At 72.2% G+C, this 23010-nt stretch carries 19 protein-coding genes; 7 read left to right on the top strand and 12 right to left on the bottom strand.

What is annotated here, in order from left to right; genetic code table 11:
* Positions 1–146: 146 nt before the first annotated feature.
* From ACBJ59_RS06715 to ACBJ59_RS06690, 6 genes are read left to right on the top strand one after another with little or no spacing between them, the layout of a single operon-like run.
* Positions 147–1976, top strand: coding sequence for a protein kinase (locus tag ACBJ59_RS06715; protein ID WP_375109279.1), 1830 nt, complete (start codon positions 147–149; stop codon positions 1974–1976).
* Between the two features lie 10 nt (positions 1977–1986).
* Complete coding sequence (locus tag ACBJ59_RS06710) at positions 1987–3711, top strand: protein kinase (protein WP_375109278.1); 1725 nt, start codon at positions 1987–1989, stop codon at positions 3709–3711.
* On the top strand, positions 3708–4550 hold the full coding sequence (locus ACBJ59_RS06705; RefSeq protein ID WP_375109277.1) for an AraC family ligand binding domain-containing protein: 843 nt from the start codon (positions 3708–3710) through the stop codon (positions 4548–4550). The genes ACBJ59_RS06710 and ACBJ59_RS06705 overlap by 4 nt, the downstream gene beginning before the upstream one ends.
* A gap of 11 nt (positions 4551–4561) precedes the next feature.
* Positions 4562–5224, top strand: a complete 663-nt coding sequence (locus tag ACBJ59_RS06700; RefSeq protein WP_375109276.1) for an AzlC family ABC transporter permease — start codon at positions 4562–4564, stop codon at positions 5222–5224.
* On the top strand, positions 5221–5532 hold the full coding sequence (locus tag ACBJ59_RS06695) for an AzlD domain-containing protein (RefSeq protein WP_375109275.1): 312 nt from the start codon (positions 5221–5223) through the stop codon (positions 5530–5532). The genes ACBJ59_RS06700 and ACBJ59_RS06695 overlap by 4 nt, the downstream gene beginning before the upstream one ends.
* Before the next feature lie 9 nt (positions 5533–5541).
* Entirely contained in the window at positions 5542–6846 is a 1305-nt protein-coding gene (locus tag ACBJ59_RS06690; RefSeq protein WP_375109274.1) for a serine/threonine-protein kinase, read from the top strand.
* A gap of 17 nt (positions 6847–6863) precedes the next feature.
* Here the strand turns inward: ACBJ59_RS06690 and ACBJ59_RS06685 are convergent, their stop codons facing one another.
* Genes ACBJ59_RS06685 through ACBJ59_RS06675 form a run of 3 tightly spaced genes read right to left on the bottom strand, consistent with a single transcriptional unit; the run spans position 6864 to position 8729 of the window.
* Positions 6864–7793, bottom strand: coding sequence for an RluA family pseudouridine synthase (locus ACBJ59_RS06685; protein WP_375109273.1), 930 nt, complete (start codon positions 7791–7793; stop codon positions 6864–6866).
* Complete coding sequence (lspA, locus tag ACBJ59_RS06680; RefSeq protein WP_375109272.1) at positions 7786–8376, bottom strand: signal peptidase II; 591 nt, start codon at positions 8374–8376, stop codon at positions 7786–7788. Before lspA ends, ACBJ59_RS06685 begins: the two co-directional genes overlap by 8 nt.
* A complete protein-coding gene (locus ACBJ59_RS06675) occupies positions 8340–8729 on the bottom strand; it encodes a TraR/DksA family transcriptional regulator (RefSeq protein WP_375109271.1) in 390 nt (129 codons plus the stop codon). Before ACBJ59_RS06675 ends, lspA begins: the two co-directional genes overlap by 37 nt.
* Positions 8730–9201: 472 nt before the next feature.
* On the opposite strand from ACBJ59_RS06675, the gene ileS reads away from it, so the two are divergent.
* Positions 9202–12348 carry an isoleucine--tRNA ligase gene (gene ileS, locus ACBJ59_RS06670; protein WP_375109270.1) on the top strand — a complete coding sequence of 1049 codons (3147 nt, stop codon included), beginning with the start codon at positions 9202–9204 and terminating at the stop codon, positions 12346–12348.
* Between the two features lie 469 nt (positions 12349–12817).
* On the opposite strand, the gene ACBJ59_RS06665 is transcribed toward ileS, so the two are convergent.
* From ACBJ59_RS06665 to murG, 9 genes are all read right to left on the bottom strand, one after another.
* Positions 12818–13300, bottom strand: a complete 483-nt coding sequence (locus tag ACBJ59_RS06665; RefSeq protein WP_375109269.1) for a hypothetical protein — start codon at positions 13298–13300, stop codon at positions 12818–12820.
* A gap of 1490 nt (positions 13301–14790) precedes the next feature.
* Positions 14791–15666, bottom strand: a complete 876-nt coding sequence (locus ACBJ59_RS06660) for a DivIVA domain-containing protein (RefSeq protein ID WP_364118442.1) — start codon at positions 15664–15666, stop codon at positions 14791–14793.
* 105 nt (positions 15667–15771) lie between these two features.
* A complete protein-coding gene (locus ACBJ59_RS06655; protein WP_364118441.1) occupies positions 15772–16059 on the bottom strand; it encodes a YggT family protein in 288 nt (95 codons plus the stop codon).
* An 80-nt stretch (positions 16060–16139) separates the two neighbouring features.
* Positions 16140–16640, bottom strand: a complete 501-nt coding sequence (locus ACBJ59_RS06650) for a cell division protein SepF (RefSeq protein WP_364118439.1) — start codon at positions 16638–16640, stop codon at positions 16140–16142.
* 138 nt (positions 16641–16778) lie between these two features.
* The gene (locus tag ACBJ59_RS06645; protein ID WP_375109268.1) at positions 16779–17471 is read right to left on the bottom strand and encodes a YggS family pyridoxal phosphate-dependent enzyme; all 693 of its coding nucleotides are present in this window, start codon (positions 17469–17471) and stop codon (positions 16779–16781) included.
* A 159-nt stretch (positions 17472–17630) separates the two neighbouring features.
* Entirely contained in the window at positions 17631–19103 is a 1473-nt protein-coding gene (gene ftsZ / locus ACBJ59_RS06640) for a cell division protein FtsZ (RefSeq protein WP_375109267.1), read from the bottom strand.
* A gap of 335 nt (positions 19104–19438) precedes the next feature.
* Positions 19439–20107, bottom strand: coding sequence for a cell division protein FtsQ/DivIB (locus ACBJ59_RS06635; RefSeq protein WP_375109266.1), 669 nt, complete (start codon positions 20105–20107; stop codon positions 19439–19441).
* 423 nt (positions 20108–20530) lie between these two features.
* Positions 20531–21928 carry a UDP-N-acetylmuramate--L-alanine ligase gene (murC, locus tag ACBJ59_RS06630; protein ID WP_375109265.1) on the bottom strand — a complete coding sequence of 466 codons (1398 nt, stop codon included), beginning with the start codon at positions 21926–21928 and terminating at the stop codon, positions 20531–20533.
* Entirely contained in the window at positions 21925–23001 is a 1077-nt protein-coding gene (gene murG / locus ACBJ59_RS06625; protein ID WP_364118429.1) for an undecaprenyldiphospho-muramoylpentapeptide beta-N-acetylglucosaminyltransferase, read from the bottom strand. The genes murC and murG overlap by 4 nt, the downstream gene beginning before the upstream one ends.
* Between the last annotated feature and the right edge of the window lie 9 nt (positions 23002–23010).

Here is a 23010-nt window from a genome sequence, read left to right as displayed (position 1 = left end):
GACGACAAGTCATATCTGAACCCTACACCCCGGCTCCCACCTGCTGGGCTGCACTTCTCACATGCCGGACTGTCCTTCTGGCGAGTCGCCGTTGATCCCTCGCTATGGGAGTATTTCTTGGCCTAGAGGAGGGTTTGAGGCCGTTGATGTCGGATCGCAAGCAGGACGGACGCCGCATCGCCGGCCGCTACCAGCTGCAGGAACCCATCGGCAGGGGCGGAATGGGCATCGTCTGGCGAGCCCACGACGAGCTCCTTGACCGCACGGTCGCGGTCAAGGAGGTCAGATACGCCGCCGCCCTGGGCGAGGAAGTGCAGCTGCTGAACCGGCGGACGATGCGCGAGGCGAGGGCGGCGGCCAGGTTCGAGCATCCCAACGTGATCGTCGTGCACGACGTGATCGAGGAGGATGGCCGGCCCTGGATCGTCATGCAGCTCGTCCAGTCGCGCTCACTGGGGGCCGTGATCAAGCAGGACGGCCCGCTGCCGCCGAAGCGGGTGGCGGAGATCGGCCTGGCCGTGCTGGACGCGCTGCACCGCGCCCACGAGGCGGGCGTGCTGCACCGCGACGTCAAACCCGAGAACGTGCTGCTGGCCGACGACGGCCGGGTCGTGCTCACCGACTTCGGCATCGCCACGCTGGAGACCGAGACGCAGCTCACCGTGACGGGCCTGGCGGGCACGCCGGCGTTCATCGCGCCCGAGCGGCTCAAGGGCCTGCCCGCGCGGCGCGAGTCGGACCTGTGGTCGCTGGGCGCCACGCTCTACACGGCAGTGGAGGGCCGCTCGCCGCACGAGCGCGGGATGGCCCTGGCGACCATGCACGCCGTGCTCACCGACGAGCCCGACCCGGCGACGCACGCGGGGCCGCTCACCGACGTGATCAACGGGCTGCTGGTGAAGGAGCCGGTGCAGCGGCTGACGTACGAGGAGGCGCAGCGGATGCTGCGCAACGCCGTCGCGCAGACGAGCGCGCCACCGACGGCCCAGTTCCCCGCGGCCCAGTTCCCGGCGGCGCAGGAGCTGCACGTGCCCGCCCCGGCCAAGCCGAAGCGCCCGGAGGCCCAGCCGACGAAGCCCAAGCGCCCCGGTCCCGCCAAGGCCAGGCGCCCGTACGCCCCCGTCGAGGACGACACCCCGACCGATCCGAACCTCGCCCCGGCCGCGCCGGTGCCGGACATACCCGAGACCGGCGCGCGCGTCCCCCAGCCCTCGACCGTGGACCCGCGGCCTCCGACCGTGCCCACGGTGGAGGCCGGGCGGCCCGAGCAGCAGCGCCGGGCCGGGACGATCATCGCCGCGGCCGTCGCGGTCGTGCTGGTGGCGGGCGTGGGCGGCTACCTCGGCCTGCGCTCGGCCCCGGAGGAGAAGTCCTCGGACACGGACTCCCCGGGCACGGCGGCCGTCACCGCCACCCCGCCCTCCACGGCCCCCTCGACGGCCCCCTCGTCGACCACGTCGCCGAGCCCGAGCACGAGCGAGACCGCGAGTCCCAGCCCCAGCGCGACCCCCAAGGAGACGAAGGACCCGCTGCCGGCCGGGTGGAAGATGTACAAGGACAAGAAGCTCGGCTTCCAGATCGGGCTGCCCCCGAAGTGGGAGGTGTGGACGCGCAGCGGCCGGCAGGTCAGGTTCAAGGGACCGGGCGCGGCGTCCAACGCGTACGTCCTGATCGAGGAGGCGGCCAACCCGGGCACGGACCCGTACAAGGACTGGAAGAAGCAGGAGCCGTACCTCAAGAACAACTTCGGCGGCTACAAGAAGCTCGACATCAAGAAGGTCGACTACATGAAGGCCGCGGCGGACTGGGACTTCACCTGGAACACCAACACCGGGAAGACCCGCGTCCGCAACAGGGGTTTCGTCACCGACAACGGCCGGGCGTACGCGATCTACTGGCACACGCTCAACAGCCACTGGAAGGCCGACTACCACTTCTTCGAAGGCTTCTGCGCGACGTTCGTACCCGCCAAGTAGGCTGCGCTGCGTGCACGTCAGCAATCGTTATCGCCTCGTCGAGCCGCTCGGGCAGGGCGGCATGGGGGTGGTCTGGCGGGCCTACGACGAGCTGCTCGACCGTACGGTGGCGATCAAGGAGGTCCGCTACACCGGCGTCGGGGAGGCCCAGCGGGCCGAGCTCAACCGCCGGACCATCAGGGAGGCCCGGGCCGCGGGCCGCCTCGACCATCCCTCGGTGGTCGTCATCCACGACGTCGTGGAGGAGGACGGCCGCCCGTGGATCGTGATGCAGCTCGTCCGCTCGCGCTCGCTGGGGCAGGTGATCGGCGAGAGCGGGCCGCTGCGGGCCGGGCAGGTCGCGGTGATCGGCGGCCGGGTGCTGGACGCCCTGCGGGCCGCGCACGCCACGGGGGTGCTGCACCGTGACGTGAAGCCGGAGAACGTGCTGCTGGCCGACGACGGCCGGGTGGTGCTGACCGACTTCGGCATCGCCTCGCTGGAGGCCGAGGCGGGGCTCACGGCGTCCGGCAACCTGGTGGGCACGCCCGCGTACATGCCGCCCGAGCGCCTCAACGGCGAGCCCGCACGGCCGGAGTCGGACCTGTGGTCGCTGGGCGCGACGCTCTACGCGGCCGTCGAGGGCGAGCCGCCGTTCAAGCGCGACTCGTGGGCCGCGACGGTGGCGGCGGTGCTGCGCGACGAGCCGGAGCCGCCGGTGCGGGCCGGGGCGCTGGAGCCGGTCATCATGGGGCTGCTGCGCAGGAGCCCGGCCGCCCGGATGCCCGCCGAGGAGGCCGCGCGGCTGCTGTACGAGATCGCCTCCGCCCCACCGGCGGGCGGCCTGCCGTGGACGGGCGGCCCCAACCGGCCGCACCCCGGCCACGCGACCACCGGCCACCCGGCCACCGGCCACGCGACCACCGGCGGCGCGCTCGCAGGCGGCGGCGCATCCGGCGGCGCGCCCTCCCGCGGCGCGCTCTCCGGCGGCGCGTCCTCCGGCGGCGGGCCCTCCGGCGGAAGGCCGAGCCCGACGGTCCCCGGACGGCGGGGCGGGCGGCGGAAGGCGCTGTGGATCGGGCTGCCCGCGGCGGTGGCCGCCGTGGCGGTGCTGGGCACGGGCGGCGTGCTGCTGTCCGACCGGTGGACGGCCGCGCCCGCGACCCAGGGCCCCGAGACCCAGGGCCCCGAGACTAGGACCCCCGAGGCCCAGGACCCCGCGACCCCGACCCGGCAGGCCACGGCCGAGCCCGACGAGAGCCCGGCCCCGACACCCGGGCCCACCTCCACCGCCCGCCCCGTGCCCGCGGGCTGGCGGGCCTACCGAAGCTCCGCGGGCCGCTTCCAGATCGCCATGCCCGAGGGCTGGCAGGCCCGCAGGACCCCCGGCCGGGACAGCATCTCCATCAAGGCCCCCACCGGCCCGGGGGCGCTGATCGTGGAGTGGACGGTCCCCGACATCCCCTGGAAGGACCCGGTGCTGCACTGGATCGGGCTGGAGAAGGAGATCCGGGCGAAGGGCGAGTTCCAGGGGTACAAGCGCGTCGGCATCACCGCCACCGACTACCTCGGCCGCGACGCCGCCGACTGGGAGTTCGTCAGGATGCGCGGCGGCGTGCTGATCCACGTGGTCAACCGCGGCTTCCACACCGCCGACGGGCGCCCCTACGCCCTCTACTGGGAGACCACGCAGGCCCGGTGGCAGCGCGACCGGCACTACTTCGAGACGTTCGCCAAGACCTTCCGGCCGCTGTGAAGGAGCAGGCCCGGTTCTGGCGGCACCCGGCGGTGCCGGAGACGGACCTGCTCAAGGCCCGCTACGTCACCCACCGCTTCGCCAGGCACGCGCACGACGGCTACGCCATCGGGCTCATCGTCGAGGGCGTGGAGGAGTTCGACTACCGGGGCACGCTGCACCGGGCGGCGGCCGGCGAGATGGTGCTGGTCAACCCCGACTCCGCGCACACCGGGCAGGCGGGCGTGCCGGGCGGGTGGGCGTACCGCATGCTCTACCCGTCGGTCGACGCGCTGGCCGGGATCGCGGCCGAGCTCGGCGGGCCGTACGGCACGCCGCACTTCCCCGCGCAGGTGGTGCGCGACGAGCAGGTGGCGGCGCTGCTCGGGCGGGCGCACCGGGCGGCCGAGCGGGGCGACGCGCTGGCCGCCTCGACGCTGAGCCGCACGCTGTTCGCCCGGCTGCTGACCCGCCACGCCACGCCCAGGCCGGCCGCGATCGTGCCGGCCGAGGGCAGGCAGGCGGTACGCGAGGCGCTCGACCTGCTGCACGAGAGCCTCGTCGACCCGCCGACGCTGGACGGCCTGGCGGGCGCGGTGGGGGCCCGGCCGTTCGCGCTGCTGCGGGCGTTCAAGGCCGCGACGGGGATGCCGCCGCACGCGTACCTGACCTCGCTGCGGGTCCGCCAGGCGCGCCGCCTGCTGCGCTCCGGCGTGCCCCCGGCGCGGGTGGCGGCCGAGGTGGGCTTCACCGACCAGGCCCACCTGAACCGGCATTTCAAGCGCATCGTGGGCGTGCCACCGGCCGCCTACCAGCGGGCCGCAGGAACGTACAAGACGGGCGATTCCCCCGTCTCCTAACCTCGGGCGGCATGGAAGAGAAGACACACCGCTCCGCCGCCGTGCGGGACGGTCTCGGCGTCGGCCTGGCCGTGGGGCTGTCCGGGCTCGCCTTCGGCGCCGCGGCGATCACCGCGGGCCTGTCCGTGCCGCAGGCGTGCGTGCTGAGCCTGCTGGCGTTCACCGGCGCCTCGCAGTTCGCGCTGACCGGCGCGGTGGGCGCGGGCGGCGACCTGGCCGCCGCCGCCCTGGGAGGGCTGCTGCTCGGCGGCCGCAACACCCTGTACGGCCTGCGCCTGGCCGCCCTGCTCGAGGTACGCGGCCCCCGCAGGCTGCTGGCCGCCCACGGCGTCATCGACGAGACCACGGCCGTCGCGCTGGCCCAGCCCACCCCCCAGGCGGCCCGCACCGGCTTCGTGACCACGTTCGCCAGCCTCTACATCGCCTGGAACCTCACCACGCTGGCGGGCGCGTACGGCACCTCGTTCCTGGGCGACCCCGGCGTGCTGGGGCTGGACGTGGTGGGCCCGGTCGCGTTCCTGGCGATCCTGTGGCCCCGGCTGGCCGAGCGCGCCGAGCTGCGCCGGCTGGCCGCGATCGCGGCGGTGATCGCGCTGTGCGCCACCCCGTTCCTCCCGCCGGGCGTGCCGGTGCTGCTGTCGGCCGCGGCCGTCCTGGTGGTGCTGGCCCGATGACGCTGTGGTGGGCGGTCGCCGCCGTCTGCGCGGGCTGCTACGCGCTCAAGCTGGCCGGGCTCGCCGCGCCCCGGCGGGTGCTGGACCATCCGGTGGTGCGCAGGTTCGCGGAGCTGGTGCCGGTGGCGCTGCTGGCGGCGCTGGTCGCGGTGCAGCTGTTCACGGAGGACGGCGGGCTGCGCTTCGACCCGGCGCGTACGGCGGGCCTCGGGGCGGCGGTCGTGGCGCTGCTGCTGCGGGCACCGTTTCTGGTCGTTCTGGCCGCGGCGGCGGCCGTCACCGCGCTTGTCCGGATTCTTCTGGGGTAGTCGCCGTGCATGTCTGATTCAGCGGGGATTGTCGGTGGGCGATACCGGCTGCTCAAGACGATCGGCAAGGGCGGCATGGGCACCGTCTGGCACGCGCACGACGAGGTGCTCGGCCGGGACGTGGCCGTCAAGGAGATCCTGCCGCCTCCCGATTTGACGGGCGCCGAGCGCGAGGTGTTCGCCGTACGCACCTTCCGCGAGGCCAGGGCGGCGGGCCGGGTGGCGCACCCCGGCGTGGCCACCGTGTACGACGTCGTGGAGGAGCGCGGTCACCCCTGGATCGTCATGCAGCTCGTGCACTCCCGCACGCTGGGCGAGCAGATCCGCGACGACGGCCCCATGTCCCCCCTCGACGCGGCGAGCATCGGGCTGCAGCTCATGGAGGCGCTGCGCGCCGCGCACGCGGCCGGGGTGTTACACAGGGACGTCAAACCCGACAACGTGCTGCTCACCCCCGACGGCCGGGCGGTGCTCACCGACTTCGGCATCGCCACCACGGAGGACGAGGCGCCCGTCACGCGGACGGGCATCCTGGTCGGCACCCCCGCCTTCATGGCCCCCGAACGCGCGGCCGGCGGCCGGGCCAGGCCCGCCTCGGACCTGTGGTCGCTGGGCGTGACCCTCTACATGGCCGTCGAGGGCCACTCCCCCTTCCACCGCGACCACGCCCTGGCCACGCTGGGCGCGGTCATGCACGCCGAGCCGGAGCCGCTGGCGCGGGCGGGCGTGCTCGCGCCGGTGCTGCTGGGCCTGCTGCGCAAGAACCCGGCCGAGCGCATGTCGCTGGAGGAGGCCGAGCGGCGGCTGGCCGCGATCCTGGCCGGCGGCGCCCCCGAGCAGACGGGCCCGGTCACCGTGCCGGAGGTTACCCGGCGGCGCCGGCTGCCGGTGGCCGCGATAGCCGCGGGCGCGCTCGTCGTCGGGGTCGTCACGGGCGGGGCGGCCTGGTGGTCGCAGCGCGACCTGCCGCGCACCGCTCCGCCGAGCCGCGTGCCCGCCGTGGTGTCCACACCCGCGCCGGACACGCCCGCCCCCACCACCCCGCGGCCGACGTCCGAGGCCCCGGCGGTCCAGCCGGGCAGCACCCCGCCGCCCACCATGAGCGGGCCCAGGACACCGACGGCCGACCGGACCACCGGGAAGAAGAGCCCCACGCAGCAGCCCACACCCACCAAGACGCCGACCAAGACGCCGACCAAGAAGGACAAGAAGGAAGGGGACGGGACGCCCTCACGCTCCCCCGGCCAGGTCGAGGGGTCGGACAACGGCCGCGCGGCGGACGAGGGCAAGGAGAAGGCCGGCCGGCGGGGCTGAGGGAGCCGCCCGCCGTCTCAGGACTCCTCGCGCACGATGTCGAGTGCCTTCTGCAGGTCCTGGGGGTAGTCGGTGCTGAACGAGATCCACTCGCCGGTCGAGGGGTGCTCGAACCCGAGCGCCACCGCGTGCAGCCACTGCCGCGTGAGCCCCAGCCGGGCCGCCAGCGTGGGGTCGGCGCCGTACAGCAGGTCGCCGACGCAGGGGTGGCGCAGCGCGGACATGTGCACCCTGATCTGGTGCGTACGCCCGGTCTCCAGCTTGATGTCCAGCAGCGACGCCGCCCGGAACGCCTCCACCGTGTCGTAGTGCGTGACGGACGGCTTCCCGCCCGCGACCACGGCGAACCGGCCGTCCCCCGACGGGTGCCGGTCGATGGGCGCGTCCACCGTGCCCCGGAACGGGTCGGGATGCCCCTGCACCAGCGCGTGGTAGCGCTTGTCGACCGTGCGCTCCTTGAAGGCCCGCTTGAGCCACGAGTAGGCGTGCTCGCTCTTGGCCACGACCATCGCGCCCGTGGTGTTGGCGTCGAGCCGGTGCACGATGCCCTGCCGCTCGGCGGCGCCGCTGGTGGCGATGGTGTGGCCGGCCCCGAGCAGGCCGCCGATGACGGTCGGGCCGGTCCAGCCGACGGTCGGGTGCGCGGCCACGCCGATGGGCTTGTTGACCACGATGATGTCGTCGTCCTCGTACACGATGGTCATGCCCGGCACCGGCTCGGCCACCGGCATGGGCGTGGTGACCGGCGGCGGCATCGTCACGTCGAGCCACGCGCCGGCGTGCACCCGGTCGGACTTGGCCGGCTGGCGGCCGTCCACCAGCACCTCGCCCGCGACGATCAGCTCGGCCGCGCGCGTGCGGGAGAAGCCGAACAGCCGCGAGAGCGCGGCGTCGAGCCGCTCGCCCTCCAGCCCGTCGGGCACCGGCAGGCTGCGCTGCTCAGTCATTGTCGGCCACCTCCTTGGACCCGTCGATCTGCACGTTGCGCCAGGCCAGGATGACCGCCAGGATCCCGCCGCAGACGATCGCCGAGTCGGCGATGTTGAACACCGGGAAGTAGTCGATGACGGGGAAGTGCCCAGGGAGCACCTCGATGAAGTCCACGACGTGCCCCTGGAGCTGGGACGAGCGGCCGATCCCCGATGGGTAGCGCAGCAGCCTGTCGGTGAGGTTGCCCAGCGCCCCGCCCAGCAGCAGCCCGAGCGCGACCGCCCAGGAGCGGCTGCCGAGCTTGCGGGCCGTGCGCACGATGGCCACGACCACGCCGGCCGCGATGAACGTGAAGACGAACGTCATTCCGGTGCCGATGCTGAACGCGGCACCGGAATTGAAGATCACCCGGAACTGCAGGACGTCCGGGATGACGACCATCGGCGCCTCACCCTCCAGCGTGCGCAGCACCACCGTCTTGGTGACGAGGTCGGCCGCGTAGATCACGGCCGCCAGCACGACGAGGACGGCGAAGAGGCGCCGCCGAGGCTTGCCCCCCGAGCCTACCGGCGCTCCTCCTTCTGCTTGCAGGCCACGCACAGCGTCGCCCTCGGGAACGCCTGAAGGCGTTCCTTGCCGATCGGCTTGTGGCACGATTCGCACACTCCATAGGTCCCTGCGTCGATCCTGGCGATCGCACGTTCGTTCTGCGCGACCAGATCGCGCGCATTCAGGGTAAGCGCGATCTCGCGTTCGCGCTCGTACGTCTTGGCGCCGGCGTCCGCCTGGTCGTCGCCGGCTCCCTGGGTGACGTCTCCAGAGGCTATCTCCGACTCGTGGCGCATGATGTCCGCCTCGAGCTCGTCGATCTCCGTCTGGAGCCTGCCGCGTACCTCGGCCAGCTCCTCTTCCGACCACATCGACGGTGTAGCGGTCTGCGTGACTGCCGCCATGGCTGCCTCCATTGCTGATCAAGGCCGTAAAGGGTGCGGGCAGCTTAGGATCCTCATAACGGAACGGCAAACGACCCGCCGGACGGTTTACCTCCCCCGTACTATCCCGCCTCGCGCATTCAACTCCTCCCCAGCAGCGTCCATTCCCACAACTTTGCGCCGTTTACGTCTCGCGTACCGACAAGGCGTCGTGAGTACCCCGGACGCCACCGGGAAAACCTGGAAGCCTCGGGCCCCGCTCTGCGTTATGGTTTGAGACTGCAAGGCGTTGATGGGGCCCGACTGTGAGGGATATCACCCCGGAGCCGCCGGAAGAACGGCTCTCCCGAGCTCATTAGAACCGGCCGCAGACCAAATGGAGAGGGCCCCGCCCAGCGCGAGGCCAAGAAGGGTGGTACCGCGGAGCCGCCAGGCTTCGTCCCTTCACGCACACCAGCCAGCCGGCCGATCAAGCGTGGAGGTTCCGCCCGAAATGTCTTCCCCATCTTTCCGCTCTCTTCCCGCGCAGGTCGACCTGCCCGCGCTCGAGCGCGAGGTCCTCGACCGCTGGCGGGACGGGAAGATCTTCGAGCGGTCCGTGGAACAGAACTCCGGCAACCCGTCGTGGGTCTTCTACGAGGGCCCGCCGACCGCCAACGGCCTGCCGGGCGTCCACCACGTCGAGGCGCGCGTGTTCAAGGACCTGTTCCCCCGCTACAAGTCGATGCGCGGCTTCAGCGTGCCGCGCAAGGCGGGCTGGGACTGCCACGGCCTGCCCGTCGAGGTCGGCGTGGAGCGCGAGCTGGGCCTGTCCGGCAAGAAGGACATCGAGACGTACGGCATCGCCGAGTTCAACGCCAAGTGCCGTGAGTCGGTGCTGCGGCACGTGGACGCGTTCGAGCAGATGACCGAGCGGATGGGCTACTGGATCGACCTGTCCCAGGCCTACCGCACCATGGACCCGTCCTACATCGAGTCGGTGTGGTGGTCGCTCAAGGTCGTCTTCGACAAGGGGCTGCTGTTCCGCGACTTCCGGATCACCCCCTACTGCCCGCGCTGCGGCACCGGGCTGTCAGACCACGAGCTGGGCCAGCCGGGCGGCTACGAGACCGTCTCCAGCCCGTCGGTCTACGTCCGCATGCCCGCGACGACCGGCCCGCTCGCCGAGCTGGGCGCCGCGCTGCTGGTCTGGACGACCACGCCGTGGACGCTGGTCTCCAACACGGCCGTGGCCGTGCACCCGGACGTCACCTATGTCGCGGCCCGCACGGCCGACGGCGAGGTGCTGGTCGTGGCCGAGCCGCTGCTCTCGGTGCTCGGCGAGGACGTGACCGAGCTGGCCCGCTACACCGGCCGCGAGCTGGAGCACACCGCCTACACCCGGCCGTTCGACCTGGTCGACATCCCGGGCGCCCACTACGTGGTGCTCGGCGACTACGTCACCGTCGAGGACGGCACCGGCCTGGTCCACCAGGCGCCCGCCTTCGGCGCCGACGACCTGGCCGTCATCAAGAAGTACGACATGCCCGTCGTCAACCCGATCGGCCCCGACGGCCGCTTCCTCGACGACGTGCCCATGGTCGGCGGCCGGTTCTTCAAGGACGCCGACGAGGAGCTGACCGAGGACCTGCGGGCGCGCGGGCTGCTGTTCCGCGGCGGGCACCTCGAGCACAGCTACCCGCACTGCTGGCGCTGCCACACCGCGCTGCTCTACTACGCGCTCCCCTCCTGGTACATCCGCACCACCGCCGTCAAGGACCAGATGCTGGCCGAGAACGCCGGCACCAACTGGTACCCGGACACGATCAAGTGGGGCCGCTTCGGCGAGTGGCTGCGCAACAACGTCGACTGGTCGCTGTCGCGCTCGCGCTACTGGGGCACGCCGCTGCCGCTGTGGGTGTGCTCGGAGGACGAGTCCCACGTGACGTGCGTCGGGTCGCTGGAGGAGCTGGGCACCCTGGCGGGCCAGGACGTCTCGGCCCTCGACCCGCACCGCCCGTTCGTCGACGACGTCACCTTCGACTGCCCGACCTGCGGCGGCCAGGCCCGCCGCGTGCCCGACGTCATCGACGCCTGGTACGACTCGGGCTCCATGCCGTTCGCCCAGTGGGGAGAGCGCGGCAAGCCGGAGGGCGTCTACCCGGCGCAGTTCATCTGCGAGGCCACCGACCAGACGCGCGGCTGGTTCTACTCGCTGATGGCCGTCGGCACGCTCGTCTTCGGCCAGTCCTCCTACGAGAACGTGCTCTGCCTCGGCCTCATCCTGGCCGAGGACGGCCGCAAGATGAGCAAGCACCTGGGCAACATCCTCGAGCCGATCCCGCTGATGGACCAGCACGGCGCCGACGCGCTGCGCTGGTTCATGGCCTGCTCGGGCTCGCCGTGGGCGGCCCGCCGGGTGGGGCACAACACGCTCGAGGAGATCGTCCGCAAGGTCCTGCTGACGCTCTGGAACACCGCGTCGTTCTTCACCCTGTACGCCAACGCCGAGTCCTGGTCGCCGGCCAAGCTGTCCGAGGCCACCCCGCCCGGCCAGCGTGCGCTGATCGACCGCTGGGCGCTGGCCGAGCTGCACAGGACGGTCGCCGAGGTCACGGCGGCGCTCGACGAGTACGACACCCAGCGCGCCGGCCGCCGCCTGGCCGACTTCCTCGACGACCTGTCCAACTGGTACGTACGCCGCTCGCGCCGCCGCTTCTGGCAGGGCTCGGAGGACGCGTTCGCGACGCTGTACGAGTGCCTGGAGACCGTGATCCGGCTGATGGCGCCCATCACGCCGTTCCTCACCGACCACCTGTGGGACGTGCTGCGCGCGGCCGACGCGCCCTCCTCGGTGCACCTGGCCCCCTGGCCGGAGGTGCGCGAGGACCTGCTCAACCCGGCGCTGTCGGACCAGATGGCCCTGGTGCGCCGGCTGGTGGAGCTGGGCCGCTCGGCCCGGGCCTCGTCGGGCGTCAAGACCCGCCAGCCGCTGCGGCGCGCCCTGGTGGGGGCGCACGACTGGCCGTCGCTCCCCGGCGAGCTGCGCGGCCTGGTGGCGGAGGAGCTGAACGTCCATACCCTGGAGGACATGTCGGGTTTCAGCGCCGACCTCGTGTCCTACTCGGTCAAGCCCAACTTCCGGGCACTGGGCAAGCGGTTCGGCCCCCGTACCAAGCTGGTGGCGGCCGCGGTGGCCGCCGCCGACGCCACCCGCGTGGCCAGGGCCCTGCGCTCCGGCTCCACGGTCATGGTGGAGGCGGACGAGCTGGGCGAGATCATGCTCGGCCCCGACGAGGTGATCGTCAACGAGCAGCCCCGCTCCGGCTGGGCCGTGGAGACGGGCGCGATCGGCACGGGCACGGGCGAGACGGTGGCCCTGGACCTGGAGCTCACGGACGACCTGCGCCGCGCGGGCCTGCTCCGCGAGGTCATCCGGCTGGTCCAGGAGGCCCGCAAGTCGACCGGCCTGTCGATCACGGACCGCATCACCCTGTGGTGGACCAGCACGTCCCCCGACCTGGCCACGGCGCTCCGCTCGGAGGGTCGCGTGGTGTCGGAGGAGGTCCTGGCCACGACCCTCACGGAGGGCACGGCCGAGGACCTGCCGTCGCACACGGACGAGGACCTGGGCCTGACCTTCCAGCTCCGCCGCGCCTGACCCGGCCACGCCCGGGAGTTCACGAGGGCAACACGGCACACAAGGGGCGCGCCCGACCGGGCGCGCCCCCTTCGCCTGCCACCCCCCGCAGTCGCCCCCACCACATCACCCCCGCACCGCCCACCCGAACGCCGCACCCGCCAGCACCCCGCTCATCTCACAGCAGCGTTCACGGCACCACACAGCACCCCATCGACCGCAGCGCCACACAGCAGCGGATCCCGCGCCACACATCAGCAGGCCCAGCGCCACACGACAGCGGATCCCGCGCCACTACAACAGCGGGCCCAGCGTCGCACCGCAACGCGCTCCTTCGCGTCACCCAGCCAGCCCAGGCCCGCGCCCGCGCCCTCGGCCAGGCACCAAAACGGCCCCCAGCGTCACGCTGAAGGCCGTGTCAGGACAAACGGGACCGAGCCCCTGGATCCGGATCCGATGGGTGTCAGGAGCTCCTGCAGCCCCTCCTCAGTCAGCCGACCGTCTCGCGGTCGTGCTGGCACACCGAGCAACTGGTCAGCCCGGCCGCTTCCGCCGCGGCGAGCGTCATCGTCTCCACGCCGGTCTCACCGGCCCCCCGGATCAACGGGCAGGCGGTGCTGTGGTAGCGGCGAGTGCCGATGATGACCTTCACAGTCCCCGGCCGCTCACCCCTGCCGCCCCCGGCAGCCCCCTTGGCCCCGGCGGCGGACTCGTCACCGGTCTTACCCCCGGACGCCTCGGCCTTGGCCCCAGAGACCTGCCCCTTCCCGGACCCACCGGAAGCCGGCGGCCGGGACGCGCCCGAAGAGGGCCCGCCCTTGGACGACGAGCCGCTCCCCCCGGTTCCCGGCGCCTCGCCCTTGGCAGCCCCCGGCTTGGTGCCCGACGGTCTGGCCGGCGCCCCGGTGGGCAGCGGCCCCTTCGGCTTGGCCTCCGACTCGGCCGACGACGCGGGCCGCTCGTGCAGGATCACGGTCTCTCCCGCGGAGGACGACTCCTCACCCGGACGAGACGAACGCTCCGACGGCTTGGCAGCCGACCCCCCTGGCCGCCCAGGCGTCACGGACGCGGGCACCCGAGGCTGCGGCGCGGTAGCGGGCCCTGAGGAGTCATCGTCCTGCACAGCCGCGTCAGAGGACCGCCCGAGCGAGCCCCCACCCTGACCGGACCGATCACCGGACTGACCAGACCTGCCGCTGGAACCGGGCTTGTCCGGCCCGGCACCTGGCTGCCCCGGCTTGGCCGCAGGCTTGGCGCCACCGGGCTGCTCCGGCGTGGCGGCAGTCCGCCCGGGCTCGGCCCCAGGACGGCCGGACGTGCCGCTGCCCGGCTGACCCGGCTCGGCACCAGCCCGCCCAGCCCCGGAGCCGGGCCGCCCGGACGGCTCACGCTGCCCGGACTGCTCAGGCGCGCCACCGGACTGACCACCCGGCTGCGCGGCTTTCGTACCGGCTCGTCCGGGCTCGTCCGGTGTGTCACCGGAGGGCTGCGACGGCCGGGTCTCATCGGAAGAGGGCTCACCCGAGGAGGGCGCGCCCGACTCGGCCTTGCGCGCGAAGGGCGGCGGCCGGAAGTAAGAAGTCTGCTGATCCGCCTGCTCATCATCCGAATCAGATTCGGGGGCGGCGGAGGAGGATGCCCTGGCCTGGCTCGCGGGAGCGGCCGAGGGACCCGAGGGACGGCCGAACCACCCGGTGGCGCCTTCCTCGTGGGCGGCGGCAGGCTCCGGGCTGGGGGTGGAAGCCTTCGTGTCGGGCTTCGGCGGGGCGACCGGCGGACGTAGGTCGCGGGTCTCCGCGGAGTTTTCGGCTCGGCTCCCGACGGTGGGATCCGTGGCGAGAGCGGGGCCCGGGGCGACGACGGGATCGGGGTCGGCGGCAGGCGGCAGCTGCCGTCCGCCGAGCGCGGCGTCAGGCAGGCACGCCGTGCAGGGCGTGAAGCCCTCCTCGCGTGCCTCTTCGTACGTGAGCTCCTCGTGATCCCGGCCGATCAGCTGCCTGCACCCGGGGACGTGGTAACGCTTGCGTCCCGGGATCACCAGCACGATCGCATCCGGCGAGATGCCGCTCGCCGCCGGTCGGCGGGGGGCGGCGGCCGGGACGGTCGCCGTCCGCTGCGGAGGCTGCGGATGCGGCTGGGGTTGCACGTGCGGCTGCGGGTGCGGCTGGTGGGCCATGGGGCCGGTCTGGTTGTAAGGCGGAGCGGGCGGCATGAGCCCCTTCGGGGGGGTGGCCGGCGCAGCGGCCTGCCCACCTCCGGGAAAAAGCTCGTTCCGCCGCAGGAACGCCCCGATCACCAGGAACAGCGCGGACAGCACGCTGACCACGATGGACCACATGATCAGGAACGGCTTCGCCAGTACGAAGCCCGCGATCAGCAGAACCACTGCCGCGAGCACCAAACCAGCACTGATAAGGATCACAGGGGGCTCTTTCGAGTGACAGGTCCTAGTGACCCGCTACTTTACCGGCGGTCGTTGTGCGGACCGTCACCGCCGGGGAAGGCGCCCTGCGGAGCCTCGCCGCCGAACGGGTTGGGACCACCCGGAAGGGGCGGCTGGCCACCCTGCGGCACGGCGTGCGACATGGCGGGAGCCTGGCCCTGCGGACCGGACATCACCGGGAAGCCGCCGCTGCCCTCCGCGGAGACGTTGAGCTCGGCGAGCTGGTTCTCCAGGTAGAGCTTGAGCCTGCTGCGGTATTCGCGCTCGAAGCTGCGCAGCTCCTCGACCTTGCGCTCGAGCTCGTCGCGGGTCTGCACCAGCGAGCCCATCGCCTGGCGGTGGCGCTCCTGCGCGTCGCGCTCGAGCGTCTCAGCGCGGGCACGGGCGTCGCCGATGACCTGCTCGGCCTGGCGGCGGGCCTTGGTGAGGATCTCGTCGGCCTCGCGCCGGGCGCGGGTCACCGTCTCGTCCGCCTCCCGGCGGGCGTCGGCGATCGCCTGGTCGGCGGTCTGCTGGGCGAGGGCGAGCACGCGGGCCGCGGTGTCCATGTTGTCCTCGGCGGGAGGCATGCTCATGGCCACGGGGACCGGCTGCTGCTGCTGCATCGGCGGCGGCTCGGGGGCCCGCATGGGCTCCGGCTGCGGCGGCCCCATCATCTCGGGCTTGGGCTGCTCCTGGACCGGGGCGGAGGCCATGGGCATGTTCATGCCGCCCGGCACCTTCCCGCGCAGGCACTCGGCCAGCTTGGCGCGGAGCTCCTCGTTCTCTTGGATCAGGCGGTCGAGCTCAGCTTCCACCTCGTCGAGGAAGGCGTCGACCTCTTCCTCGTCGTAGCCCGGCCGCAGCCGGGTGGTACTGAACTGCTTGTTCCGCACATCAGCGGGCGTCAGCGGCATTTTTTGGTCTCCTTGGCGCGCTTGGAGTCTGTCCGGAGGACGGTAACCCGAATCACTTCAGCGCGGACACGAGTTGGATCACGACCGGCGCCACACCGGCCCGGCTCATCGCAGCGTTCCGGCGATCTGAATCAAGATCAGAACCACGATGAACAGGACAGTGAAGCTTAGGTCAAAGGCCACCGTACCCAACCGGAGCGGAGGAATGAAACGGCGGAGGAACTTGAGAGGTGGGTCAGTTGCGGTGTATGTGGCCTCGGCCACGACCAGCACGACGCCCGAAGGCCGCCACTGACGGGCGAAAGCCTGCACCGTCTCGAAGATCATCCTGCCGATGAGCAGCACCAGGTAGAGAGACAGGACAACGACCAAGATCCCACCGACGACGTCCACGGCCCGGCCGCGCCTCCACTTCTGATGTGCCCTCCCGGTCTCGGCGAGACCTGGTTGGGTCCGATAGGCATACAGAGACTCTAACTCTGGTTGAAGAATCCGCGTTCCGCGATTCGGGCCTTGTCCTCAGCGGTCACCTCGACATTGGCAGGGGACAACAGGAACACCTTGTTGGTAACACGTTCAATGCTGCCATGTAGGCCAAAGACCAGACCTGCCGCGAAATCGACGAGGCGCTTCGCGTCACTGTCAACCATCTCGGTCAGATTCATGATGACCGGGGTGCCGTCGCGGAAGTGCTCTCCGATCGTACGCGCCTCGTTGTACGTCCGGGGGTGGAGGGTCGTGATGCGGGCCAGATCGGTCGTGCGGCGTTCCAGGATCGTCGTGGTGGGCCTGGGCGCGGGGACCCCGGCTTCAGGCTCGTCGTCGCGGTCCTGGACCGCCACGGGCCGTTCCTCGCCGGTTCGCTGGACCTCGTCGTCGTAGGCGTACTCGTCCGTGTAGGTCTCGTACCTCTCGTAGCGGTCGTCCTCCACGAGACCGAGGTAGACCGCCATCTTGCGCATCGCGCCGGCCATCGCTAAGTCGTCCTCCTGCTCATGGTCGCACTCGCTCGGGCCCGTCGCCGTGTCCGAGGCGGTAGCCGTACCCCCCTGGAGCTCACCGCTGATCGACCTCTACTTGGTCATGGGCTTGAAGACCCACTTGAGGGGACATTACCTGACGAAGGGCTTGCGACGGCCGAGCAACGCCGTACCGACCCGCACGTGTGTCGCGCCGTAGGCGATGGCTTCCGTGAGGTCCTCGCTCATGCCCGCGGAGATCATCGTGGCACGTGGATGCTGCTCCTGGACGAGCCGCGCCAGATCCCGCAGCCGGGAGAAGGCCTTGGCCGGGTCCTCCCCCAGCGGCGCCACCGCCATGACGCCGCCCAGCCACACCCCGTCGGCCAGCGCCACCTCGTCCGCGAGCTCGAGCAGGTCGGCGGCGCGCGCGCCGCCCCTGGCGGGGTCGTCGTCGAGCGCGACCTGCAGCAGGCAGCCGACCCGGCGGCCCTGGCGGACCGCCTCCTTGCTGATGGCCTCCACCAGCCTGAGGCGGTCGACGGAGTGGACGACGTCGGCGTACCCGACGACGGAGCGGACCTTGTTGGTCTGCAGCTGACCGACGAAGTGCCAGGTCAGCGGCAGTCCGGCGAGCTCGTGGGCCTTGGGGGCGGCCTCCTGGTCGCGGTTCTCGCCGACGTCGCGCACGCCCAGCTCGGCCAGGATGCGCACGTCCTCGGCGGGCCGCGTCTTGGTGACGGCGATCAGCGTGACCTCGCCCCGGTCGCGCCCCACCGCGTGGCAGGCCTCGGCGATGCGCGCGTCGACCTCGGCGAGACCGGCCGCGATCTCGTCCCTTCTCACGTCCCTCTCCCCCTCACTACTGCCGATGTCCTCCATGCCCGCATACGACATGCTCACGTACGAAATGTCCGCATAAGACATGTCCCACGTACGACACTCCCGTCCGCACACGACGGCGCCGCTCCCGTTTCCCTGCGGGGAGCGGCGTCAGGCGAACTGCTACTTGAGGAAGTCGGGAACGTCGAGCTCCTCTTCCTGCTCCTCGAAGATCACCCGAGGACGTTTGGGCGGCTCCGACATGCGGGAGGTGATGGGCGTGGGCGGGTTGGCGGGCTCGGGCGCGGGCCGGGGGATCGAGACGGGGCCGGACGGCTCGTCGGCGGGCTCGCCGGCGTCCGTGCGGGAGTCGTGCACCGGCTCCACCGGGCGCACCGGCTCGGGCCGGGGCTCCGGACGCGACTCGGGACGGAACTCGGCGCGCGGCTCCGGACGCACCTCGGCCCGCGGCTCGGGGCGGGGCTCCGGACGCGGCTCGGGGCGGAAGTCGGCGCGCTGCTCGGACCTGAAGTCCGTACGGGGCTCCGGACGCACCTCAGGGCGCGGCTCAGGGCGCAACGTGGGCGGCTCGGACTTCACACTGGGGGACGCCATGCTCGGCCGTGGAGGCGACGCCGGAGGCGGCGCGGCGGCCTGGGCCGCGGCGGGCCGGCCCGCCGGACGGGTCACCGGCTTCTCCGTCGGCCCCGGCACGTCGTCGAAGCCCGCCGCGATCACCGTCACGCGCACCTCGTCGCCGAGCGCGTCGTCGATGACCGTACCGAAGATGATGTTGGCGTCGGGCGCGGCGGCCATGGACACGAGCTGGGCCGCCTCGTTGATCTCGAACAGGCCCAGGTCCGAGCCGCCCGCGATGGACAGCAGCACGCCGTGGGCGCCGTCGATGCTGGCCTCCAGCAGCGGGCTGGAGACCGCCATCTCGGCCGCCGCCACCGAGCGGTCGTCACCCCGGGCGTGGCCGATGCCCATGAGGGCGGAGCCGGCGCCCGACATGACCGACTTGACGTCGGCGAAGTCGAGGTTGATCAGACCGGGGGTGGTGATCAGGTCGGTGATGCCCTGGACACCGGAGAGCAGCACCTGGTCGGCCGCCTTGAACGCGTCGAGCACGCTCACCTGCCGGTCGGAGATCGACAGCAGCCGGTCGTTGGGGATCACGATCAGCGTGTCGACCTCGTCGCGCAGCGTCTCGATACCCGCCTCGGCCTGCGACGCCCTGCGTCGTCCCTCGAAGCTGAACGGCCTGGTCACAACACCTATCGTGAGCGCGCCGAGCGATCGGGCGATGTTCGCCACGACCGGCGCGCCGCCGGTGCCCGTGCCACCGCCCTCGCCCGCCGTGACGAAGACCATGTCGGCCCCCTTGAGGACCTCCTCGATCTCCTCACGGTGGTCCTCGGCCGCCTTCCGGCCGACATCGGGGTTGGCGCCCGCCCCCAGTCCGCGCGTGAGCTCGCGGCCCACGTCGAGTTTCACATCGGCGTCACTCATCAGCAGCGCCTGGGCGTCGGTGTTTATCGCGATGAACTCGACGCCCTTGAGTCCCTCCTCGATCATCCGGTTGACGGCGTTGACTCCGCCGCCGCCGATGCCGACGACCTTGATGACCGCGAGGTAGTTCTGCGGTGCTGCCACGACGAGGGGCCTTTCCGCTCGTTGACTTGCCATTTCGGTGCGGATTGTCTCCGCTTTTGTCAGTTCGGGTAACTCTCAACCTCAGGTTGAGATTTAGATTTATGTCAACCTGAGGATTGATACGGACAGTAGGAGTTACGCTCCAGGCGGGTCAACTAACCGCGCCGCAAGCACGTCCGGCGTGTCGCGGGCTGTCCGTTTCGCTCCGCAGTCACGCCTGGTCGCGGCCCTCCTCTGCCGAAAGTCCGGCTTACAGGCTCTCACGCCGCGAGCCCCGCCTCGCACAGGCTCGGCGATGCCCTTGCCCCTGAGTTGCCAGACCCTGACGATCACGATCACTTCAGCGTCACCACGTCGGGAGAACTGACGTCGTAGAGGGTGACCGCTCTTTCGCGTTTGAGCAGCGAGGTCAGGATGCGGCCTTTCTCCTCGGGCCGGTCGGTGCCGCCCCAGATGACGGTACGCCCGTCCGACAGAACGAGGGTGACGCCTTCGGCCGTCCCCGCGCGTACCTGCCTGACCCGGCCCGCCACCTCGCTCGGCAGCGCCTCGATGACCTTGAGCGCCGCCGTCATGGTGGGGTCGCCCGCGGCCGGACGGTCCACCTTGAGCAGCGGCAGCATCGGCGGCGCCGCGGACCTCACCTCGATCACCACGCCCTGCCCGTCGACGATCGCCATTTTGTCGCCCACCGGGACGGCGGCCACCGGCTCGCGCTCGACCACCTCGATCTTGAGCGTGCCCGGCCAGACCCGGTCCACCTTGGCGGTGGCGAGCTGCCGGATGCCCAGGACGCGGGTCTCGACGTCGGCGAGGTTCACGGTGGCCAGCGGGTGGAGGTCCGCCACGCCGGCCTGCTGCTTGATCCGCTCGCTCGGCACTGTGAGATTTCCCACGATCTCGATCGAGCGCACGCCCAGCACGGGCGAGAAGAACACCAGCCAGGCGGCCGTGCCCACCACTCCCGCCGTCAGCAGCACCAGGAACGCCGTGCGCGCCTTCATCACCCTCCCGCCCCGGCCGGCCCGCGGCCGATGTCGGCACCGAACCTACGCCGACGCGCGGCGTAACCCCGCGCGCCACGCCCAAACACCACCCCGCCGGGGTCGCCGGGAGAGCGGGCGGCCGCCCGCCGCCTCCCCGGCGCCGCACACCCCTCCGACCGCCCCGCCACCGACCCGGCGCCCCGCCGTCCCGTGCTCGCTCCGCCGCCGGGCGCCGGCGTCCCGTGCTCGCTCCGCCGCCCGGTGCCGGCGTCCATGATCGCTTCGCCACCCGGTGCTCGCCGTCGCCGACCGCCCCGGCGTCTCGCTCCGGCCGCACCGCCGTGTGCGTGCCCTGCCCCTCTCACTCCACGACCCCAGCCACGAACGGCGGGGCAGCCGCCGGGCAGCCATGCGGGTCGGGACGGCCAGGGCGGGGACGGTTCAGGCCAGGCGGGCGACGATCTGCGGCCCGAGCTCGGTGATGTCGCCCGCGCCCATCGTGAGCACGATGTCGCCGGGCCGCGCCCGCTCGGCCACCATGGCCGGCACCGCGGACCGGTCCGGCGCGTACGCCACCCGCTCCGCCGGCAACGGCACCTTCCCGGCCACCATCGCGCCGGACACCCCGGGCTCGGGATCCTCCCTGGCCCCGTAGACGTCGAGCACGATGGCCTCGTCGGCCAGCCCGAGCGCCGCCCCGAACTCGTCGGCGAAGAACCGGGTGCGCGAGTAGAGGTGCGGCTGGAAGATCGCGATGACCCGGCCGGTGCCGGAGTAGGAGGCCACCACGTCGCGGGCGGCCCGCAGGTCGGCGGTCAGCTCGGTCGGGTGGTGGGCGTAGCTGTCGAACACCGCGATGCCGCCGGCCTCGCCCTTGGCCTCGAAGCGCCGCTTGGCCCCGGTGAAGGCCCCCAGGCCCTCCCTGATCTCCTCGAACGGGAGCCCCAGCTCGTCGGCCACGGCGATCACCGCGGTGGCGTTGAGCGCGTTGTGAGCGCCGGGAACGGCCAGCCGCACCTCACCCCTGCCCTCGATGGAGAACACCGTGCCGAACCCGTCGGGCCTGACGTCGCCCACCCGGTAGTCCTCGCCCGTCAGGCCGTACGTCCTGACCCTGAGCCCCCGCTCCCTGGCCCGCCGCGCCACCTCCGCCGCGCCCGGGTCGTCGGCGCACGCGATGAGCAGCGAGCCGATCCGGTCGGCGAACCGGGCGAAGCTGTCGTGCACCGCCCGCGGGTCGCCGTAGTTGTCGAGGTGGTCGGCCTCGACGTTGGTCACCACGGCGATGTCGGGGGCGAGCATGAGGAAGGAGCCGTCGCTCTCGTCGGCCTCGGCCACGAAGACCCGCCCCTGCCCGTCGTCGGCGCCGAGCCCGGTGGTGACGAGCTGGCCGCCCACGCAGTAGGACGGGTCGGCGCCGCACTTCTGCAGCGCGACGGTGAGCATGGAGGTGGTCGTGGTCTTGCCGTGGGTGCCCGCGATGGCGACCGCGGTGCGCCCGGCCATGACGGAGGCCAGCGCGGCGGCCCGCGGGATGATCCGCAGCCCCTGCTTGAGCGCCTCGCCCAGCTCGGGGTTGGAGTCGCGGATGGCGGTCGAGACGACCACGGTGTCGACGTCTCTGATGTGCGAGGCGGCGTGGCCGATGTGCACGGTGGCGCCCAGCTCGCGCAGCTCGGTGATCTGGTCGGAGCTGCGCGCGTCGCTGCCCGAGACGCGTACGCCGCGCTTGAGCAGGATGCGGGCTATGCCCGACATGCCGGAGCCACCGATGCCGATGAAGTGCACCCGCCCCAACTCTTCCACGGTGACGGGGTCGACCAGCTTGACGAGACTCATCGGGCTATCTCCAACACTTTCCTGGCAAGCATGATATCGGCGTCCTTCCTCCCCAGTCTGGAGGCGGCCTCCGACATGACGGCGACCCGCTCTGGATCGCGGAGGATGGGCAGCACGTTGCGAATGATCCAATCAGGTGACAACTCGGCGTCGTCGACCACCAGGCCGCCGCCGCCGTGCACGATGCGCTCGGCGTTGATGCGCTGCTCGCCGTTGCCGTGCGGGAGCGGCACGTAGGCCCCGGGCAGGCCGACCGCGGTCAGCTCCGCGCAGGTCAGCGCGCCGCTGCGGCACAGGGCCAGGTCCGCGGCGGCGTAGGCGAGGTCCATGCGGTCGACGTAGGGCAGCAGGACGTATTGCGGGTCGCCCGGCGGCGGCTCGTGCTCGACCGTGTTCTTCGGGCCCAGCACGTGCAGCACCTGCACGCCGGCCCGGCGCAGCGCGGGCGCGGCGGCCAGCGCGGCCTGGTTGAGCGACCGGGCGCCCTGTGAGCCGCCGAACACCAGCAGCGTCGGCCGGTCGTTCTCCAGCCCGAACCAGGAGCGCGCCTTGTCGCCCATGGACAGCCGGTCGAGCGTGACGATCTCGCGGCGCAGCGGCGTGCCGATGAACTCCGCCTTGGGCAGCGCGCAATCGGGGAAGCCGCTGAACACGTGGTCGGTCAGCCGCGCGCCCAGCCGGTTGGCCAGCCCGGGGCGCGGATTGGCCTCGTGCACGACGATCGGCAGGCCGCGCCGCTTGGCCGCGAGGTAGGCGGGGGTCGCCACGTAGCCGCCGAAGCCGACCAGGATGTCGGCCTTGACCCGGTCGAGGATGCTCGCGGTCGCGTTGATCGCCCCGGCCAGCCGGCCCGGCACGGTCAGCAGGCTCGGAGTGATCGCCCTCGGCAGCGGCACGGCGGGCACCAGCTCCAGCTCGTAGCCCCTGGCGGGCACGAGCCGCGTCTCCAAGCCGCGCTCCGTGCCCACGCAGGTGATGCCGACGCTCCGGTCAAGATGACGCAGCGCGTCCGCAAGGGCGAGCGCGGGCTCGATGTGCCCGGCCGTCCCCCCACCGGCGAGGACCACCCTCATCTCGGTCAC

The organism is Nonomuraea sp. MTCD27 (assembly GCF_041950495.1).
Taxonomy (GTDB): domain Bacteria; phylum Actinomycetota; class Actinomycetes; order Streptosporangiales; family Streptosporangiaceae; genus Nonomuraea.
The sequence above is the reverse complement of the archived record's forward strand: the minus strand, read 5'-3'. Positions and strand labels throughout refer to the sequence as shown.

Excerpts from the sequence above, each read along its gene's own strand:
- ACBJ59_RS06715 (WP_375109279.1), top strand. The coding sequence starts at position 147 with ATGTCGGATCGCAAGCAGGACGGACGCCGCATCGCCGGCCGCTACCAG.
- ACBJ59_RS06700 (WP_375109276.1), top strand. The coding sequence starts at position 4,562 with ATGGAAGAGAAGACACACCGCTCCGCCGCCGTGCGGGACGGTCTCGGC.
- ACBJ59_RS06695 (WP_375109275.1), top strand. The coding sequence starts at position 5,221 with ATGACGCTGTGGTGGGCGGTCGCCGCCGTCTGCGCGGGCTGCTACGCG.
- ACBJ59_RS06690 (WP_375109274.1), top strand. The coding sequence starts at position 5,542 with ATGTCTGATTCAGCGGGGATTGTCGGTGGGCGATACCGGCTGCTCAAG.
- ACBJ59_RS06685 (WP_375109273.1), bottom strand. The coding sequence starts at position 7,793 with ATGACTGAGCAGCGCAGCCTGCCGGTGCCCGACGGGCTGGAGGGCGAG.
- ACBJ59_RS06675 (WP_375109271.1), bottom strand. The coding sequence starts at position 8,729 with ATGGCGGCAGTCACGCAGACCGCTACACCGTCGATGTGGTCGGAAGAG.
- ileS (WP_375109270.1), top strand. The coding sequence starts at position 9,202 with ATGTCTTCCCCATCTTTCCGCTCTCTTCCCGCGCAGGTCGACCTGCCC.
- ACBJ59_RS06660 (WP_364118442.1), bottom strand. The coding sequence starts at position 15,666 with ATGCCGCTGACGCCCGCTGATGTGCGGAACAAGCAGTTCAGTACCACC.
- ACBJ59_RS06650 (WP_364118439.1), bottom strand. The coding sequence starts at position 16,640 with ATGGCCGGCGCGATGCGCAAGATGGCGGTCTACCTCGGTCTCGTGGAG.
- ACBJ59_RS06635 (WP_375109266.1), bottom strand. The coding sequence starts at position 20,107 with ATGAAGGCGCGCACGGCGTTCCTGGTGCTGCTGACGGCGGGAGTGGTG.
- murC (WP_375109265.1), bottom strand. The coding sequence starts at position 21,928 with ATGAGTCTCGTCAAGCTGGTCGACCCCGTCACCGTGGAAGAGTTGGGG.
- murG (WP_364118429.1), bottom strand. The coding sequence starts at position 23,001 with ATGAGGGTGGTCCTCGCCGGTGGGGGGACGGCCGGGCACATCGAGCCC.